The organism is Sorangium sp. So ce367 (assembly GCF_051520455.1).
GTDB classification, from domain to species: domain Bacteria; phylum Myxococcota_A; class Polyangia; order Polyangiales; family Polyangiaceae; genus Sorangium; species Sorangium cellulosum_B.
In genome coordinates this window covers 6167405-6186264 of sequence record NZ_CP150334.1, presented here as the reverse complement: position 1 = coordinate 6186264, position 18860 = coordinate 6167405, and the positions used below count along the sequence as shown (strand labels likewise).

11 protein-coding genes are annotated in these 18860 nt (G+C 72.1%); 8 read left to right on the top strand and 3 right to left on the bottom strand.

Annotated elements, in window-relative coordinates:
- Window positions 1-57: 57 nt before the first annotated feature.
- The 3 genes from WME97_RS23455 (at window position 58) to WME97_RS23445 (ending at window position 8312) form a co-directional block, all read left to right on the top strand.
- Complete coding sequence (locus WME97_RS23455; RefSeq protein ID WP_437554972.1) at window positions 58-1752, top strand: serine/threonine-protein kinase; 1695 nt, start codon at window positions 58-60, stop codon at window positions 1750-1752.
- 178 nt (window positions 1753-1930) lie between these two features.
- The gene (locus tag WME97_RS23450; RefSeq protein ID WP_437554971.1) at window positions 1931-7318 is read left to right on the top strand and encodes a hypothetical protein; all 5388 of its coding nucleotides are present in this window, start codon (window positions 1931-1933) and stop codon (window positions 7316-7318) included.
- A complete protein-coding gene (locus tag WME97_RS23445) occupies window positions 7308-8312 on the top strand; it encodes a S66 peptidase family protein (protein ID WP_437554970.1) in 1005 nt (334 codons plus the stop codon). The genes WME97_RS23450 and WME97_RS23445 overlap by 11 nt, the downstream gene beginning before the upstream one ends.
- 36 nt (window positions 8313-8348) lie before the next feature.
- Here the strand turns inward: WME97_RS23445 and WME97_RS23440 are convergent, their stop codons facing one another.
- Entirely contained in the window at window positions 8349-9275 is a 927-nt protein-coding gene (locus WME97_RS23440; protein WP_437554969.1) for a lysophospholipid acyltransferase family protein, read from the bottom strand.
- 99 nt (window positions 9276-9374) lie between these two features.
- Here WME97_RS23440 and WME97_RS23435 point away from each other — a divergent pair, with 99 nt between their 5' ends.
- The 3 genes from WME97_RS23435 (at window position 9375) to WME97_RS23425 (ending at window position 12402) form a co-directional block, all read left to right on the top strand.
- Window positions 9375-10340, top strand: a complete 966-nt coding sequence (locus WME97_RS23435) for an NAD-dependent epimerase/dehydratase family protein (RefSeq protein ID WP_012236892.1) — start codon at window positions 9375-9377, stop codon at window positions 10338-10340.
- Window positions 10341-10348: 8 nt separating this feature from the next.
- On the top strand, window positions 10349-11014 hold the full coding sequence (locus WME97_RS23430; RefSeq protein ID WP_437554968.1) for a class I SAM-dependent DNA methyltransferase: 666 nt from the start codon (window positions 10349-10351) through the stop codon (window positions 11012-11014).
- An 86-nt stretch (window positions 11015-11100) separates the two neighbouring features.
- Window positions 11101-12402 carry a hypothetical protein gene (locus tag WME97_RS23425; RefSeq protein ID WP_437554967.1) on the top strand — a complete coding sequence of 434 codons (1302 nt, stop codon included), beginning with the start codon at window positions 11101-11103 and terminating at the stop codon, window positions 12400-12402.
- A gap of 254 nt (window positions 12403-12656) precedes the next feature.
- Here WME97_RS23425 and WME97_RS23420 read toward each other — a convergent pair whose 3' ends face one another.
- Window positions 12657-13670, bottom strand: a complete 1014-nt coding sequence (locus WME97_RS23420; RefSeq protein WP_437554966.1) for a hypothetical protein — start codon at window positions 13668-13670, stop codon at window positions 12657-12659.
- Window positions 13671-13700: 30 nt separating this feature from the next.
- Window positions 13701-16895 (bottom strand): TonB-dependent receptor, encoded by a 3195-nt coding sequence (locus WME97_RS23415; protein WP_437554965.1) that lies wholly within the window; start codon window positions 16893-16895, stop codon window positions 13701-13703.
- A 266-nt stretch (window positions 16896-17161) separates the two neighbouring features.
- On the opposite strand from WME97_RS23415, the gene WME97_RS23410 reads away from it, so the two are divergent.
- The gene (locus WME97_RS23410; RefSeq protein WP_437554964.1) at window positions 17162-17953 is read left to right on the top strand and encodes an energy transducer TonB; all 792 of its coding nucleotides are present in this window, start codon (window positions 17162-17164) and stop codon (window positions 17951-17953) included.
- 168 nt (window positions 17954-18121) lie between these two features.
- Window positions 18122-18838 (top strand): MotA/TolQ/ExbB proton channel family protein, encoded by a 717-nt coding sequence (locus WME97_RS23405; RefSeq protein WP_437554963.1) that lies wholly within the window; start codon window positions 18122-18124, stop codon window positions 18836-18838.
- Window positions 18839-18860 lie beyond the last annotated feature (22 nt).

Sequence of the window (18860 nt, the reverse complement as noted above, 5' to 3'; positions counted from 1 at the left end):
GCTGACGGCCAGTTCCCAGCCAGCGCCCCCGGGTCGCCCGGCGAGCCCAGCAGGGCCATGGCGCTGATTTGCCCGCGCTGCCACCACCTCGGGGCCGTCGCGCTGGAGGGGAGGAGCTCGTCCAGCCAGCTTCCGTCTCCCACTGGCGAGCGCGGCTCCCAGGACGGCCAGAGCGCGAGGCTACCTCGTTGCCCCCACGACGGGCTGGCCCTCGTGAGCCGCGAGGTGCTCGGCGAGGCCGACGGAGATCCGTTCCTGGGGATCACGATCGCGGATCGGTTCGTGATCGTGGGCAAGCTCGGCGCCGGCTCGATGGGCACGGTGTACCGCGCGCGCCAGGAGGCGATGGGCCGCGACGTGGCCATCAAGATACTGCGGTCGGACAGGGCCTTCGACGCGCAGGCGAAGGCGCGCTTCACCCGCGAAGCGCGCGCGATGAGCCTCCTCAGGTCGCCGTACACGGTCACCGTGTTCGATTTCGGCGAGGTCGTGGACGACGCGACGGACGCGGCCTTCGGCCGCGGTCGCTCCGCGGAGCAGAGCTCGCCCGGGGAGGGGACGACGTCGAGCAGCGGCTCCCTCTACCTCGCGATGGAGCTGCTCGAGGGCGAGTCGCTCGGTCAGCGGCTCAAGCGCCTGCGGCGGCTGCGCGTGGGCGACGCCGCCCGCTTCGCGCGGCACGCGCTCCTGTCGCTGGCCGAGGCGCACGACAAGGGGATCATCCACAGGGACCTCAAGCCGGACAACCTGTTCCTGGCGAGGCCCCCCGCGGGCGAGCACGAGGAGATCTGCAAGGTGCTCGATTTCGGCATCGCGAAGGTGATGACCGGGACAGAGCGGCCGGTCGACGCCCTCGAGACCCAGGCAGGCACCGTCTTCGGGACGCCGCGGTACATGTCGCCGGAACAGGCGCAGGGCAGGCCGCTCGACGCGCGGAGCGACCTCTACTCGCTCGGCGTCCTGCTCTATCAGATGCTGGTCGGGAGGCCGCCGTTCATCGACGACGATGCGGTCGTCGTGATGGCGAGGCACATCACGTCGTCGCCCGTGCCGGCGAGCGAGGCCGCGCCGGACGCCAGGATCCCGCCGTCGCTCTCGCAGCTCCTGCAGCGCGCCCTGGCCAAACGGCCCGAGGAGCGACCGCGGAGCGCCCAGGCGTTCATCGCCGAGCTCGATCGCGCGATGGACGAGGCCAGGCCGAGCCTCGACCGCGAGCGCCTCGGCCCGGCTCAGCCCGCCGAGGTCGGCGCCACGAGCGAGCTGCTCGCGGTCGTGGGCGACGGCGAAGGCGCCGCGCAGGCGCCGAGCACGCTGCGTCGCGCGCCGCGGAGGCGCACGTCGCGCGTGGCCGTCGGCGCCGGCGCCCTGTCCCTGATCGTGATGGCGCTCGCCGTGCGCGAGCTCCGCCGGCCTGCTGCGGACGGCAGCGCGCGCAGCCTTCAGAAAGGGGTAGCGCTGGAAGCGAGGGCACTCGCGAGCGCGGTCTCGCGCGCCGACCCGCCGCCCGCCGAGCCGACGGCGCCGCCGCCGCCCGCCGAGCCGACGGCGCCGCCGCCGCCCGCCGAGCCGACGGCGCCGCCGCCCGCCGACGCGCCGATGGCGCCGCCGCCCGCCGCGCCGCCGGCGCTGCCGCCCGCCGCGCCGCCCGCGGGTGTTACCAGCGCGGCGCCCGCGCCCACGGGCGTACCATCGGCGTCGACACCGAGGCGAAAGCCAGCGCAGCAGCGCAAGCCGTATGTGAAATTCGACTGATGACGGCACGCGCGCGGCACCGCTGCGCAATGCCGACGTGGGCCCCCGAAGGCCCGCTCTTCCATGGAGTCCCGTCGCGCGAGAGACAGCGGCGTCCGATCGCGAAGGACGCCGAGAGTCGCTGTACGAGCCGGAGGCTAACGTGTAACTTCGCCGCGCACCGATGGATCCCCGTGAGATGGAAACGCTCGTCCAGCGGCTCGTCACGAATCCGCATGACGGGGAAGCCCTGGCGTATGCTCACCGAGCCGGGGAGCAGGACCCACGCTCGTACGCCATGCTGCTCGAGCGCGTCGGCAGCTCCACCGCAGATCCATCGTACGCGGCGCACTGGCTGAGCGAGGCCGCGAACGTGTGGTCGACCACCATCGGCGACGCGCACCACGCCGCGCGGACGCTCATGATCGCCATCGACAAGGATCCGACGCAGCGGACCGCGGCGGAGCGGCTGGCGCAGCTCTACCGCGACAAGGGCGATCAGAAGGCGCTCGTCGCGCTCCTGGAGCGGCTCGTCAAGGCGCTCACGCCGCTGCTCTTCGAGCGGCCCGAGGTGCGCGCGCAGGTCTCGACCCTGCACGAGGAGCTCGGCCGGCTGTGGAGCGAGCCGCCGCTCTCGCGGCCGGAGCGCGCCCTCGAGAACTGGCGCCGCCTGGCGGAGCTCGATCCGCACAACGTCTACGCCATCTACGCGGCCCGCGAGATGCTGAAGGCCCAGCAGCAGTACGCCGAGGCGATCCCGTACTTCGCGATGGAGCAGGCGCTCGTCGACGATCCGGATCGGCGGCTCGCCCTGCTGCGCGACGAGGCCGACATCCGGCGCCGCGCCGGCGATCTCGCGGGCTCCACCGTGGCGCTGCGGAACGCGCGCGCGTTCGTGCCGCACGACATGGGGCTCATCCAGGCGCTCGGCGTCGCCATCGTCGACCGCATCGAGGCGGGCGAGCCGGTGCCGCAGCCAGAGCGCGACGAGGCCGCGGAGCTCTTCGTGGCGCTCGCGGAGACGTACGACGGGGAGTACGGCTACTCGTACTCGGTGTACGCCCTCCGCGCGGCGCCGGGGCACGATCGCGCGATGCAGCTCGCCGACCACTACGGGAAGCAGCTGGGCCGCATCGCGGAGCTCCGCCCGCGCTACCTCGCCTACCTCCAGGTCAACCCGAACGGGTTCATGGCCCCCGAGGCGCGCAAGCGGGCGTCCGTGCCGCCCCCCCCGCGGCTGCCGTCGGCGCCGCCGCCGCCCCTGGGCGTGGCTGCCGCGCCTGCGCACCGGTCGTCGGTGCCGCCCAGCGCGGGAGCCGCCCATGCGCACGCGTCCGTGCCACCCTTGGGCGTCCTCTCGTTGCCGGCTGCCGCCGGGCTGGTCGAGCCGGGGGTGGCCGCGTTCGCGCCGGCGTCTTCGTTCGCTCCCGCGCCGGGGTCGACGGCGCCGGACACGCTGGCTTCGCCCGTGGATGCCGCGGCGCCGGCCTCCGGGGGGGCGTACGGCCTGGCCGGCGCCGCGCCGGCGCCCGATGCCTTCGGCGGCTCGGCCCCCTCGGAGGCGCAGCTGCCGCCGAGGGAGGAGCCGGCCGAGCTCCGCAAGCCGCTGACGCTCGCCAAGCTCCGCGAGGTGCTCAAGGGCGAGCCGGCCAACCCGGACGTGCTCGCGCAGGTCGAGGAGCAGCTGCGCCAGAAGCGGATGTTCGTCGAGCTGCGGGACGTCCTGCTCGCGGCGGCGCGCGTCCCCGAGGCGCCCATCGAGCGCAGGAAGGCGCAGCTGCGCGACGTCGCCGGGCTGTGCGAGGCGCAGCTGCGCGACGTCGACTCGGCGGTCCAGGCCTGGAAGCTGCTCTCCGAGCTCGATCCCGGGGACGCGCAGGCCCAGGCCGAGCTGAGGCGGCTGCTCGAGCAGAGCGCGCGGTGGGATGACCTCGCCGCGCTGCTCGAGCACGACGCCGCCGCGACGCCCGACGTCGCGCAGAGGGTCGAGATCGAGAAGGCGCTCGTCGTGCTCCACGAGCAGAAGCGCCGCGACCCCATCGCGGCCGCGGAGGCGTGGGTGCGGATCGCGGGCCTCACGCCCGACGACGGCGCGGCGCTCCTGTCCGCCGTCAAGCTCTTCGAGCGCGGCGAGCGCTTCGATCTCGCGGCGCGGGTCCTCGCCGACGCGACGTCCTGGTTCAAGGGGAAGCTGAACCACGGGCCGCTCCTTCAGAAGCTCGGCGAGCTCCGGATGCGGCTCGATGAGCCGGGCGCCGCGGGCGACGCCTACGGCCAGGCCGCCGAGCTGCTGCGCCAACCGAGGCTGTGGGAGCTAGCGCAGAAGGCCTACGTCGCGGCGGGGCGGCTCGCCGAGGCGGCGAGGGCGCTCTGCGAGCGCGCGCTGCTCGCGGACCGCAAGGCGCGCCCGGCGCTCCTCGTCCAGGCCGCCGAGCTGCTCCTCAGCGCCGGGGACGTCGACGGCGCGCTCGACCGCGTCGAGCGCGCCGTCGAGATCGATCCGGCGACCGACGCCGCCCCCGCGATCGAGGATCTCTACCGGCGCGCCCATCGGTGGCCCGAGCTCGTGCGGTTCCTCCTGAGCCGGGCCGAGGTGCTCGGCGACAGGGCGGAGCGCGTCGCGGCGCGGCGAGCCGCGGCGGCCCTGCAGCGCGAGCTCGGCGATCGCGACGGGGAGCGCGCGACGCTCACGCTCCTGCTCGCCGACGGCGATGACGCCGAGGCCATCGAGCGGCTGGCGCAGGACGCAGGCGAGCGTGGCGATCACCAGCAGGGCGCGGAGCTCCTCCGCAAGCTCGGCGATCTGACGGACAGCGAGCCCGGCAAGATCTCGCTCGCCCTGCGCGAGGCGCGCATGCTCGCGGAGGGCCCCGGCGACCTCGAGGCCGCGATCGCGCGCTACGAGGCGGTCGTGGCGACGCTCGATCCGCAGAACCGGATCGCGCTGCAGGGGATCGCCGACCTGGAGGAGCGGCGCGGCAACCCGAGGGGGGTCGCGGGCGCGCTCGAGCGTGAGCTCGTGCTCGTGTACGGCCACGACCAGGTCGACATCGCGCAGCGGCTCGCGGCGCTGTACGAGGGCCCGCTCGACGATCCGCGCGGCGCCGTCCGGGCGCTCGAGATCGTCCACGCCGTCGAGCCGGACGACCTCGACGCGGTCGCCCGGCTCCTGCGGCTCGCCGAGCGGCTGAACGACTGGCCGAAGGTCGCGCGCCTGATGGCGATCCTGATCGAGATGGAGGGCGACGACGACGAGGCGTCGCAGATGACCCGGCGCCTCGCCGAGATCCTCGACCAGCAGCTGGGCAAGAGCGACGAGGCGCTGGCGCTCCTGGAGCGGCTCGCCGATCAGGGCGACGAGCCGTGCCGAGAGGCGTACGTCGCGCTCGGCGATCGGCACGGGTGGAAGGGGATCGTCGCGACCAAGCTGGTCGCCTGGAACGAGTCGGTCGCGCGCGCGGGGCGCGAGGTCGCCCTGCGCGGCGCCTTCGAGCGCTTCGTGGAGGTCGGTCGCCAGAAGGACGCCGCGCGCGTGGCGATGGAGCTCGCGCGCTCCCGCACCGCCGACGCCGGTCTCGCGGAGAAGCTCGAGGCGATCGCGGTGGAGCTCCAGGATCGCGAGGCCCTCACCGTCGCGCACGAGCTCCTCGCCAGAGATCTCTCCGGCGCGGCCCGGGCGGCCGAGCTCGTGCGGCAGGCCGAGGTCCGGGTCTCCGTCGGCGCCGATCCGCTGGAGTCGATCCACCACGGCGAGGGCGCGCTCGCGAGCGTGCCGACCGCCGAGGTCGAGCCGCTGCTCCAGCGGCTCGCGGCGCTGGCCGAGGCCCCGGGCCTCATCATCGACCTCTTCGAGCGCCAGGTGAGCCGGTGCCGCACGCCGGCCGATCGCCTCGCGGCGCTCGTCCGCGCCGCCCAGATCGCCTGCGAGCGCGGCGCCACCGACCGGGCGAGGAGCTTCTTCGAGCTGGCCCTCGGCGGCGGCGTCCAGGAAGAGACGATCGCCACGCTCGAGCAGGTGGCGCGGGACGACGACGAGCGGTCGCGGTCGACGGCGCTGCGCGCGATCCTCGCCGAGGCGCTCGCGGCCGGCGGCCAGGGCTCGCGTGACGGCGGTCGCACCCGGGCGGCGCTCCTGCGGCGCGCGGCCACGATCGCCTACAAGGATCTCGGCGACGTCGACCGCGCCTTCGGCTGGCTGGGCGGCGCGGTGCTCACGCAGGTCGACGACGCTTCGCTCGACGCGCTCGAGGCCCTCGGGCGTGATGTGGGCGACCTGCCCCGCGTCGGCGCGACGCTGGACCGCGCGCTGGACGAGGTCTTTGACGGCCCGCTCGTGCGCAAGCTCCTGCAGCGTCGCGCCAGGCTGCGGCGCGACGTGCTCGGCGACCGGCAGGGCGCCGCGGCGGATCTGAAGAAGCTTCACGATCTGTCGCCCTCGGATCAGGACGTGATGAACGACCTGTCGGGTCTCCTGCTGGAGCTCGGCGATCACCGCGGCATGATCCAGCTCTACGAGGACCAGATCCTCCGCGGCCGCGATCCGGCGCAGCGGGCGGAGCTCGCGCGCAAGGTGGCGCGCCTCTGGGAGGAGGAGCTCGGCGAGGCGCGCGAGGCGGCGGACGCGTGGCGCCGCGTCCTCCGCATGAAGGCGGGCGATCCGGACGCGACCGCGGGCCTCGAGCGGGCCAAGACCGGCAAGCTCAAGCGCACCCCGCCGCCTCCTTCGCTGCCGATGCGCGCGCCGGGCCCGCCGCTGACCGAGCCGCCGCTCGCGCCCCGGGCGCCGGCGCTCGAGACGCTCGGCCTCGAGGCCGGCGCGGTGGCGGCGGCGAGCAACGGCTACGCGGCCTCCGAGGCGCACGAGGGCTCCGAGGCGCAGCCGGTTGCGGAGGCGCAGCCGGTTGCGGAGGCGCAGCCGGTTGCGGAGGCGCAGCCGGCGGCGGAGGCGCAGCCGGTTGAGGCGTACCCGGCCGTGGAGGCGTATCCGGCGGCGGAGGCGTACCCCGCGGCGGAGGCGTACCCGGCGGCGGAGGCGTACCCCGCGGCGGAGGCGTACCCGGCGGCGGAGGCGTACCCGGCGGCGGAGGCGTACCCCGCGGCGGAGGCGTACCCCGCGGCGGAGGCGCTGTCGGCTCCCCAGGCGCAGCCGGCGGACGCCGCCGCCTCGCAAGCGCTGCCGGTCGAGCCGGAGCAGCAGGTCTGGGCCTACGGCGTCGCTGCGCACGCCGACGCGGGCAGCGGCGCTGCCCATGGCGATGTGGTTCTGCGCGAGGGGCAGAGGCTCCCTCTGGATAGCGCCACCCAGGTCCTCCACGTTGCTCCGGCTGCGTATTCCGATGCGCCAGCCGCTCCCGCGCAGTGGTCGGAGCTCGACGCGCACGCAGGGCCCCCGACGCTCGGCGACATCGACAACGGCGAGGCCCATCGAGCGCACGATGAGGCGCCCCTCTCGGCCCCTGCGCTGCCCGTCGCGCCCGCTGCCCCCATGGCGCCAGTCGTGCCGCCCTTGCCTGGCTCCGACGCGATCGACGTCGACACGGATGCGGAAGACGTGGAGTTGATCGACGACGACCCTGGTGCTCGCTAGCTCTCCCCCGCCGATCCTGCCCCCGGCGCTCCGGCCGGGCGATACCGTCGCGGTGATCGCCCCTTCCAGCCCGTTCGAGCACGTCCTCGCGCGGGTCGGCATCGGCTGGCTCGCCCAGCGCTACCGCGTCCTCTTCGACGCGGGCGAGGGGCCTCCGCCTCCGTTCGACGGCGACGGCGACGGCGATGGCCGGCGCGGCGCCCCGCCATCGCTGTCGGCGCCCTCCCATCACGGGCTGTTCGCGCGGGCCGGGTACCTGGCCGGCAGCGACGCCCGGCGCAGCGACGAGCTCGCCCGCGCGCTCTCGCACCCCGACGTCAGGGCCATCTTCGCGGCCCGCGGCGGCTACGGCGCCAACCGGTTCGTCCACCGGCTCGACTGGAGCGCCCTCGCTGCGCACCCCCGCTGGATCGTCGGCTTCTCCGACGTCACGGCCCTCCACGTCGAGGCAGCGCGCGCGGGCGTGGCGTCGCTCCATGGCATCCATGTCACCGCGCTCGGGCGCGGCGACGCCCGCGCCCGCGCCGCGCTGATCCGCGCCCTCGAAGATCCGCTGGGTGAGCGCCGCTTCGACGGCCTCACCACGCTGCGCGCCGGGGTGGCCGAGGGGCCGCTCTTCGGCGGCAACCTGGCCCTGCTCCACGCCTGCGCCGCCGCGGGGCGGCTCCGGGTCCCGGAGGGGTGCGTCCTCCTGCTCGAGGACGTCACCGAGCGGCCCTACCGCATCGATCGCATGCTCGCGACGCTCGAGGTCGGCGGCCACCTCGCCCCGGCCGCGGCGGTGGTCCTCGGCGACTTCGATCAATGCGCACCAGGCCCCGACGGCATCACGGTGGACGAGGTCCTCCGCGACAGGCTGCTCCCGCTGGGCATCCCCGTCGTCGCCGGGCTGCCGATCGGCCACGGCCATCGCAACGAGCCCGCCATCCTCGGCGGCCTCGCGCGCGTCCTCGCGCACGGCCCCGACGCCGCGGTCACGCTGGCGGGCGCCTGAGCGCCCGCGCGGTCACGCGATCACGCGATCACGCGATCACCAGAAGACGCTCTTCCGCTCCTTCAGGCCGCGGTTCAGCATCGACTGGATCCGACCCTTCACGAGCGCCACCTTCTCCTGGATCACCGCGTCGTCGTCGTCGGGGTCGCCGTGGAACGTCATCGGCTCGCCGAAGTAGATCCGGTATCGGGTCGGCAGCGGCATCTGGCCGCCGGGGAGCAGGAGCTGTGGGATGATCGGGAACGTCGGCATGCCGAGCGCCTTCGAGACCGACTCGAGGTTGCCGAGCGAGATGTACTGTTCCTCGCCCCCGATGACCGCGATGGGCACGATCGGCGTGTCGGTCTCGAGCGCGAGCCGCATGAACCCGAGCCCGAAGTCGAGCAGCTGATAGCGGCTGGAGAACCCCTTCGAGATCCCCTTCGTCCCCTCCGGGAACACCAGGATCGCCGCGCCCATGTCGAGCAGCCGGCGCGCGTTCTCGGGGACGCCGACCACCTGGCCCACGCGCGAGAAGAAGGTCGCCACGAACGGCAGCGTCTGCGTCCACTTCTCGACCATGCTCCGCATCACGCGCGGCGGCTCCGCGTCCAGGAACAGCGAGGCCGCGATGAGCATGCCGTCGAACGGGAGCTGGCCCGAGTGGTTCGCGATGAGGAGCACACGGCCGGGCGGGACACGCTCGATGCCGAACACCTCGGTCCGGAAATAGAAGCGATGAAAGAACGCGGCGACCCCGACCGCGTACTTCGCCCACTCCCGGTCGAGCCCGAACGGGTCGACCCCGTCCGCCGCGTGAGGCAGCGCGACCCGGCGCAGACGGTCCTCGAAGTCCTGACCGAGCAGCCGGATGGTCGCGTCGTCGATCGTGCCGCGCAGGCTGTCGACTCCGACGCGCGCCAGCGGCAGCGCGCTGTGGGTGACGAAGTGGCTCAGCCTGGCGAGCGTCGTTCTGCTGGCCATGAGCGGCGGACGATAGCAAAACTCGCGTGGGCCTGCACCGGCACGAAGGGCTTGACCATCGGCCTCCTCGAAGCGACCGTCGCTCCGATGAGCGAACGAATGCTCGGTCGAGGCCGCCGTCCCGCCGCGGACACCGATCCGTCCCTCCGGTCCATCCTCATCACCGGCATCTGTGGTCGCCTCGGGCGGCGCCTGGCGCGGCGCCTCCACCGCGAGCGGCGCGTGATCGGCGTCGACCGCCGCAGCTTCGAGGGGCGCCCCAAGGACATCGAGCATCACCAGATCGACATCCGCCGCAAGAAGACCCAGGACATCTTCCGCCAGGAGCAGCTCGCCGCGGTGGTCCACCTCGGGGTCATGCACGATCCGCGGGTCAGCCAGATGGAGCACCACAGCTGGAACCTCGCCGGGTTCCAGCGGCTGCTCGAGTTCGTCGCGCAGTACGACGTGCCCAAGCTCATCGTGCTGTCGAGCGCGAACGCCTACGGGCCGCGCCCCGACAACCCGCAGTTCATCACCGAGGACGCCCCGCTGCTCGGCGGCGCGTCGTTCAGCGAGATCCGCGACCTCATCGAGGTCGACATGCTGGCGCAGTCGTTCTTCTGGAAGCACCCCCAGACCGAGACGGTCATCCTCAGGCCGGTCCACATCCTCGGCTCCGTGCGGAACGCGCCGTCGAACTACCTCCGGCTCAACGTGATCCCGACCCTCCTCGGCTTCGACCCGATGGTGCAGGTCATTCACCAGGACGACGTGGTCTCCGCGATCCTCGCGGCGCTCCGCCCCGGCGTGCGCGGGATCTTCAACCTCGCCGGGCCCGCGCCGCTGCCGCTCTCGCGCGTCATCGAGATGACCGGCCGGGCGCGCGCGGCGATCCCCCACTTCGTCATGCAAACGATCATCCCGCGGCTCTGGCGGTTCAGGGCGACCTCGTTCCCGGCCCCCGAGCTCGATCACATCCGCTACGTGTGCATGGTCGACGACCGGCGGGCGCGCGACATCCTCGGCTACACGCACGAGCACGACATCCAGGAGACCGTCCAGGCGGTCGACGACATCACCTGAAAGGCGTCATGAAGCGAGCGACCCGGATCGAGCGGCTCGTCGACTACTACGAGGACTTCGCGCCCGACTACGTCTCCACCTGGAAAGACATCCAGCACTACGAGAAGCCCGTGCGCGCGTTCCTGCGCGAGGTGGTCGCCGACGGCGCACGCGTGCTCGACGCGGGCTGCGGCCCGGGCCACCTCACGCGCGATCTCCCGCCGTCCGTCGAGGTCGTGGGCTTCGACATCGCCGAGGGGATGCTCGAGATCGCGCGCAAGAAGCGGCCCCAAGGCGCCTATCACCGGCACGACTACCACCTCCCGATCCCCCGCTCCTGGGGGCGGTTCGACGTCGCCCTCGCGCTCGGCACCCTCGAGTTCTGCGACGATCTCTCGCTCGTGCTCAAGAACCTCGCCGGCGCGATGCGCCCCGGCGGCCGCCTGCTGGTGAGCATCGTCGAGCGCAGGCCGAACGTCCGGCTCCACGAGCGCCACGCGCGCCCGCTCTCCGACGCCGAGCTGACCGGCGTGAAGATGTATCTTTACACCTTCGCCGAGCAGACGGACGCCATCCTGGGTTCTGGCCTCCTCCCGCGCAGCTACCGGCTCCACCCCGGCTGGCGACACACCGAGTACGACGTCGACGTGCTCTACGCGCTCTGGGACCTCGAGGTCTCACGCGGCGGCCGGTGATCACCCTGGGCAGCGCGGCGAGCCTTTCCGCGCCGGGCTGTCCAGGGTATCTCGTGGAGAGTCGTGGAGAGGAGAGCCACGGTTCGATGGACGTGAAGCTCGGCGGCACCTTCCTGACCTGCGCGATGGGGCCGCTGCACCACGCCGGCGCGTGCATGCAGGCGAGGCGGGTGCCGGAGGGGCTCCGCGAGCTGGCGCCGGAGGGGCTCCTCGGAGGCTTCCAGCGCGGCGTCGATCAGGCCGCGAAGCTCGCGGGCGTGCGCCGGGAGGACGTCGAGCGCCTCCTCCCGATGGCCGACGTGCGCGAGGCCATCGAGCGGCTCGGCGACAGCCAGTCCGAGGCGCTCGTCGCCTGGGATGTCTACGCCGGGCGCATCGGCGGGCTGCTCGAGGGCGTCGCCGAGGTGACCGACCACGGTCGCGCCCCCGACGCCGGCATGTGGCTCGAGCGGCTGGCGAACAAGGTCCGGCGCGATCGCCCGTTCGCGGAGCCGCTCCAGGTGCTCGCCGAGGACATCGCGCAATGGCAGGCGATGATCGGCCGCTGCCGCAAGCTGCTCGACGAGAGCGGCGGCGGCGCGCTGGCCAAGGCGTATCGCCGGCGGAGGCTCCGCAGGATCGCGTCGATCGTTGTGTCGGCGCTCGTCATCGTCGCGGCGCTCTCGGTGATCGTGCGGCTCCGCGCCGCCCGCGCGCGCGTCGATGCGGTCCTGGAGCGCCCGGAGGTGTGCGCGGTCCGCGACATCGCGGAGGACGATCTCGGCCGCGCGGCGAGCGAGCAGCAGCGGCGCGTGGCCGCGCGGCTCGAGCAGTGCGCCGCGGTGGAGGCCCGCGAGGCGCACGAGCGCGAGGAGCGGCTGCGTGCCGAGGAGAGGGCCCGCGAGGAGCAGCGGCTGCGCGCGGAGCGCGACGAGAAGTGCGCCGCGCTCGCCGTGCGGTTCAAGGCGGGGGCGTTCTCGGACGACGACGGCAAGATCGCCGGCGTGGAGAAGGATCTGCTCCGGCGGATCGCGGGGCGGAGGCTCCTCGCCACCGACGTCGGGCCGGCCGGTCCGGCGCTGCCGTGCGAGGGCGCGCGCGGCGGCGACGAGCTGCGCGCGGCCTTCGCGGACGCCCTGGTCGCGTCGGTCTGGACGTGGGCGCCGGCCGCCGATCCCGGCCCGAAGCTCGGTGATTTGCTCGTGGCGCGGCGCGCGGAGCTGCCCCCCCGCGCGCAGACGATGCTGGGGGTCCGGACTGGATACGAGTCCAAGCGGGCCATCGTATCGGGCGATCCGGCGGCGCTCGGGCGGGCGTCGCGCCTGTGCGCGCTCACGGTGAAGCTCGAGATCGCGAGCGGGGCCGGCTGCGCGGCGCTGGCGAGGCTGGCCGCCAAGCCCGCGCCGTGAGCCGGCGGTCCGAGGGATCGCGGCGTGAGCTTCGCTGATCTCGGGGCCGCCGGCCGGGCGCGTCGTCGCGGACGCGCATCACCGCTCGCTCGACCATCGACCATCGACGGCGTTGCGCGGCGAACGGGGCTCTTCGAGCCCGCCGCCTTCGGACGACCAGGGATGCGCCCGGGCGATGACGTTTTACGGGAGGTGAGGGGAGAGGGGCCGGAGGAGCGCAGGCGGGGCGATGGGCGCCCCGCCCGCCAGGTTGCCTATTTCAGGGCGGGGATGGAGTCCGCGTCGAGCACGCACAGGCCCGCGCCAGCGTCGCACTTCACCTTGAGCTCCGGGGAGATGCGAGGATCCACGCAGAGAGCTTCATCGACCTTGTCCGTGGGGATCGGAGCGCCCCCGGGCTCGGGATTCGGGGCGTAGACCCGACAATCGATCGCCGGCCAGACTCCGACGACCTTGTACGTCGCCGAGCAGCTCTCCTCCGAGTAGGTGACCTCTGCCTCGAATTGATTGCCGAGGTTGGCGGCTGTCACGTACACGCGCATGTTGCGCCACTCGAGCTTGTGCGATCCCAGCGCCACCGGCGGTACGCCGCCGCCTTCCCCACCGCCGCCCTCGCCCGCACCGCCAGCGCCGCCTTCCCCGGCGCCACCGGCACCACCGGCTCCGCCAGCGCCGCCTTCCCCGGCGCCACCAGCACCACCGGCTCCGCCAGCGCCGCCTTCCCCGGCGCCACCAGCACCACCGGCTCCGCCAGCGCCGCCTTCCCCGGCGCCGCCAGCGCCGCCCTCGCCGGCACCACCGGCTCCGCCCTCGCCGGCGCCGCCCTCGCCGCCGGGCAGCAACACCACCTCGGCGGGATCGAACGTCGGCACCGTGCAGATCTCGTTGTCATCCGGTTCGCGCGCCGTGAAGGCACCGATCGCGAACGGGTTCAGATCCGGGTTCGGGTCGATCGCGGCGCCGCCACGGTACCAAGTGCCGAATTCCAGGGTCTGGATCGCGACGCGCTTCGGGTCCGCGTCGGGGAGCTGGTCGCCATTCTCGTCCCGATCGTACACCTGCATCCCGGCCAGCTCGACAGTCCCGTCCTTCCGAGCACAGGGGCCCTCGGCATCCCCGTCGATCCGGGTGAACTTCGCTGCGAACGGGGACGCAAGGGCGCCGCCGACCGTGCACTCGGGCTTGGGCTGCGAGCAGCCCGGAGACATCGCCGCGAGCGGTGAGAGCGCCGCGAGCCCTGCCATCCAAACAAGCCATCGCTTCTTCATCGCTTGCATCCTTTCCCGCGCGCGCCGCGCCTAGAACGTCACCCGCGCGCCGAACCGGAACTGCCGCGGTGTCTGGAACTGCGTCGGCTCGCCGTAGTTCGGGTTCACGGCCTTGGGATCGAGCGGCTCGCCGGTGTTGTGGTTCTTCACGCACGTCGGGCCGCTGCTCGGGTTCAGATCTTCCTTCGTTCCACCGACGCAGGGGTCGACGTACTCGGCCGTGTAGCGCTGGTCCACCTGGACGGTCTCCTGGAAGTTGAAGAGGTTGAAGACATCCATGGTGACGGTGAGCTCGCTGTCCTTCGCGAGCTTGACCGAATAGCCGATGTGACCGTCGATGTTGTGGATCCAGGGGAGGCGGCCGCCCTCGCCTCGAGGCAGGACGAATGTCTCGTCGGGGCCATACAGGTAATGCGCTCCCCAGGTGTCGATGGGGGCGCCGGAGCGGGACCTGTACGTGAGGCCGAGGTCGAGGACCATTCCCTTCGGGAGCTCGATCGCCTTCGCGCCGTAGATCTTGATCTCGTGCGTGTTGTCGCCGGGCAGGGCCCCATCGCGGTTGACGAGGAGCGACGCCAGATCGAACTCCGTGTTGATGTTCGGATCGAGCTGGTCGGTCTCGGGCTTGAAGAGGCCCGGATAGTTGCCTCGCAGGTACGACAGCGTATAGCTCACCTGGGCGAGCCACAGGTCGGAGAAGGTCTTGTTGAAATAGAGGGTCAGCGCGTCGTAGTCGCGCCTCGCCTCCGGGAAGTCCTTGGCGATCCCCTTCCCGGGGTTGCCGAGGAAGTAGGTGTTCGCCTCGTCCCGGCTCATGTCCTCGATGACGTTGTTCATCCAGCGCTTCGTGTACATCGCGCCGATACGCCCGTTCGGGAGGATCTCGTATTCGCCGCCGAGCACGAGCTCGTCGGACGACTGGGGCTCGATGTCCGGATCCACCGGGGCCTTGCCGCCGCCGAACGTGAACCAGTTCTTGTTCGGGTCGTGGTTCAAGGCCCCTGGGGCGCCGAAGGCCTCGTCGAGCGGAACCCGGTTGTCGTCATTCCGGCACTGCCCTGCGCCATAACCCGTCGCGTCCTCGGGATTCCCAGGGTTACAGCCGCTGGCACCCCCGCGGTGGAAGGAGCGGGTGTACCGCTCGTTGCCGAACGCGCGATCCAGCATGTCGAGGGGGACGCTCTCGTAATACCGCGCGTAGTTCGCGAACACCTTCGACCGGCCCTCCTGCGTGATGTCGTAGACGACGCCCACGCGCGGAGACCACTGGTTCGCGAGCGCCAGCCCGAGCGCGCCGTCGCTCGCGTACAGGTACTGCGCGTCGTAGCGCACGCCGATGTTCAACGTCACCCGGTCGAGGATGCTCCAGCTGTCCTGTGCGAAGGCGCCGATCGTCGCGCCGAGCGACGACACCGTGAGCTTGTCCTGGATCACATAGTCCCTGGCGCCCGGGCCGGTCGACAGGCCGTCCGGGCCGGTCAGGAAGCCGAACTGTCGCTCGTCATGGGAGGCATCCCACTCTCCCTCCTCCACGTAGGTGGTGCCGCCCGCGTACCCCTTGATGTGCTTGTACGTCGTGATCTCTCCGTCGATGCCGGCCTTGACCACGTGGTGCCCGAGCCCCTCGAAGATGCTCGTCACCATCGCCTTCAGCTGGAAGCGGTTGAGCGCGGCGTCGTCGATGAAGTCGGGGCCGCCTTGCCAGTACTGGCGCACCGCGCAGGGCACCGCGGCGATCTCGCCGGTCTGCGTCGTCAGCGGCTTGCACATGGCCCGGGCCTCGGGCGAGAGCTTCTCGAAATCGTCGATCGAGTACGGGTTCGGGGAGTACCGCTGCCAGACCATGAGGGGCACGCCCGCCAGGCCCTCGCGCGTCCCGAGCTCCGAGCCGTCCGGGGGCAGCCGCGCGCTCCGCTGGTTGTGCCAGCCGAGGGTCGCGTCGAGGAGCAGGGTCTTGTTCTTGAACGCAGACGACCACTTCAGCGCGACGTCGGTGGACGACGCCACGTACTCGTGCGCCATCGCGCCGTACTCGCCGATGATGTTGGAGAGCTCGGTCACGCCCTGCTGCGGGTCGAACCCGAACGTGCCATTGCCGCCCGAGGTGGAGGGCGAGCCGTAGACGGAGAGCGCGACGCTGTGGTCCGGATCGATCTGGTAGGTCAGCTTCCCGAGGTACTGCAGCGTCTGCTCCTCGGCGCGGTAGAAGCGCTGCGTCCCCGGCAGCCGATCGACGACGTTGAGCCCGGTCGCGCGATCCGTCACCGGCTCGAACGTGGTGGGGTCGTAGCGCGTTGCGAACAGGTTGCGCTCCATCGAGTAGCTCTTGAACGCGAGATCCGCGCCCGCGTAGAACCAGAGCTTGTCCTTCAGGATGGGGCCGCCGACCTCGAACCCGTAGTCGCGGATCGACGACAGGGTCTCGTCCGTCTGGATGGTCTCGCCCTGGCGACGGACGGCCTTGGGCGCGCCCTCGAGGACGCCGGGCGTGATGTTGAAGAAGACCGAGCCCTGGAACGCGTTGCCGCCGCTCTTCGTGACGACATCGAGGACGCCCCCGGTCGCGCGGCCGAACTCGGGCATGTACCCGCCGGCGATCACGTTGACCTCCTTGATGAACTCCATCGTGAGCGGCGTGCCGACGATCCCGTAGGCCGGGTCGTTCACCGACAGGCCGTCGATCACGTACTGGTTCTCGGGGGAGGAGGTGCCGGCGATGGACGTGCCGAACTCGTCGGCCTGCGCCCCGGGGACGGTCGCGGCGACCGACTCGAAGGAGCGGGTCGTTGCGCCCTTCCCCGTGGGGGGCGAGACGGCGATGCGCCGGGTGAAGTCCTGGGTGATGCTCTGGCTCACGCTGCTCGAGCCGACGTCGACCGTCGGCGCGCGGCCGACAACGACGATCTCCGCCGCCTTGAGCGCCTCCGGGAGCAGCTCGACGTTGACGCGGATGGTCGTCGCGGCGCGGACCGCGATCCCGCCGCGCGCGTACGGCTTGAACGCGTCCTTTTCGAAGCGCAGTGTGTAGTCGCCCGGCGGCAGGTTCGGGATACGGTACTGGCCAGTGCCGTCCGTGACGACCAGCTGCTCCCCTTGCAGCGCTGGCGATGTGGCCGTCACGACCACATCGGCGGCCGGCGCCCTGTTCGACGCGTCGACTACCCGCCCGAGGAGCACACCGCTGCCCGTCTGCGCGAACGCAGGGTACGCCGTCAACAAAGTCATCGCGAGCAGCAGCAACGCCGCCCACGGCCCCAACGGCGCACGTGAGCGCCCTCCGTGTTCCAGCCTCTTTTCGAGAAACTTCACGGAATTCCCTCCAGAAGTGTATGCCCCTCGAGTCCTTCCTCACCCTAGACAGGAATCGCGCCAGACAATAGACTTTTTTGTAGGACTCGCTCGCTTGTACACTCCGGGTAGGCGCCGCACGCTTCCATACGTCGCGGCTTCTCTACCTCGATCGGCTCGAGTCCTAGGAGTTACGACCCCTCATGTTCGACTCGGTACTCGGTCGCGCTACCGCCACCCAGGGGCGGCTAGGGACGGGGACAGCGCTCTCCATCGTCGCCCACGTGGCGATCGCGGGCGCCATCCTCTGGCAGGCCACGCGCCCCCGAACCGAGAAGCCGAAGGACGTCGAGGTCACATTTTTCGCCCCGGCGCCGCCGCCCCCTCCGCCGCCGCCACCGCCGCCTCCGGGCGGCGGCGCGAAGCGCCCGCCGAAGGTGGAGCGCATCGAGCAGCCGAAGCCCGTCAAGACGCCTGACACCATCTACGACATGCCGCAGAAGCCCAAGGCCAAGGCGCCTGAGCCAGAGCCAAAGCCGGAGCCGGTCAAGGAGGATGCGCCGGAGCAGCCGGGCGGCGTCGAGGGTGGAGTCCAGGGCGGCGTTCAGGGGGGCACCGTCGGCGGCGAGGTCGGCGGGCAGATGGGCGGTCAGCTGGGCGGTAAAGTCGGCGGCCAGGTGGGCAGCACGGCGCCGCCGCAGAACGTGGTGCTGGCGTTCGGCGCCGGAATGGAGCGTCCGAAAGAGGTCTCAGGTTGCAGGCCCAGCTTCACGCGCGAAGCGCTCGCCGCCAGGGTCGAAGGCCTCGCGCTTGTCAAGTGCGTCATCACTCCTGCGGGCAAGCTCACCAGCTGCAGGATCGCCAAAGGCCTGCCGCACATGAATGAGGCGATCCTGAACACGCTGACGACGACCTGCCGGTATACGCCCGTGATCTATCAGGGACGCCCCGTCTCCGTCGACTACACCATTCCCATCAGGCTGAAGATGCCCTGAAGGCGGCCAGACGAGACGGGTATTGTTGCGAGGGCGGAGCACGTAGTAGAGAAGGGGACGTGGTAGGTCCGCGCCGTGGTACTGCCGAGTCCGCTCCAGCGTCCAGAGTCGCTGTTTCAGCATAGCCAGATCCATCACGCCACATGGGGCGCCGGGAGGCGCGAGACGATGCAATTCACGTTGATCGAGCTGTGGGGCCACATGGGGCTCTTCGCGAAGCTGATTGTCTTCGCGCTGGCCATCATGTCCGTTGCGTCGCTGATCGTCCTGGGCGAGCGCATCGTCGTGTCGTTCCTGTCGCGCGCCGCCTCCCGCGCGTTCGCGGCGCGGGTCGGGCCGATGCTCGCCCGAGGCGAGCTCGAGGGGGCCTGGACCGCCGCGCAGCCGGGCGGGGAGAGCGGCTATCTCGGGCGCGTCATCGGCGCCGGGCTCGCCGCTTATGCCTCGAGCACGCCGTCGCGGCTGCCGGCGCAGGGGCACGAGCGCGACGGCGTGTTCGAGTCGGTCTCGCGGGCGCTCGAGCGGCAGGCGCAGCGCGAGGTGCTCAGCCTGAAGCGAGGTTATGGCCTGCTCGCCACGGTCGGATCCACGGCGCCGTTCGTCGGGCTGCTCGGGACGGTCATGGGCATCGTGACGGCGTTCCAGCAGATGGCGGCCGCTGGCACCAGCGGCCTCGGCACCGTCTCGGCGGGTATCGCCGAGGCGCTCATCACGACCGCCTTCGGGCTGATCGTCGCGATCCCGGCCGTCATGGGCTACAACTATCTCCAGGGTTGGATCGAAGCCCGGGCGATCGACATCTCGGAGTCGTCGAACGAGCTCCTCGACGTCGTGGCGAAGCGGCTCGACGGGCGCCTCGCGCCGGCCGCCGAAGAGGCTGCTTGACAGGGGACCCGCGCGACACCGC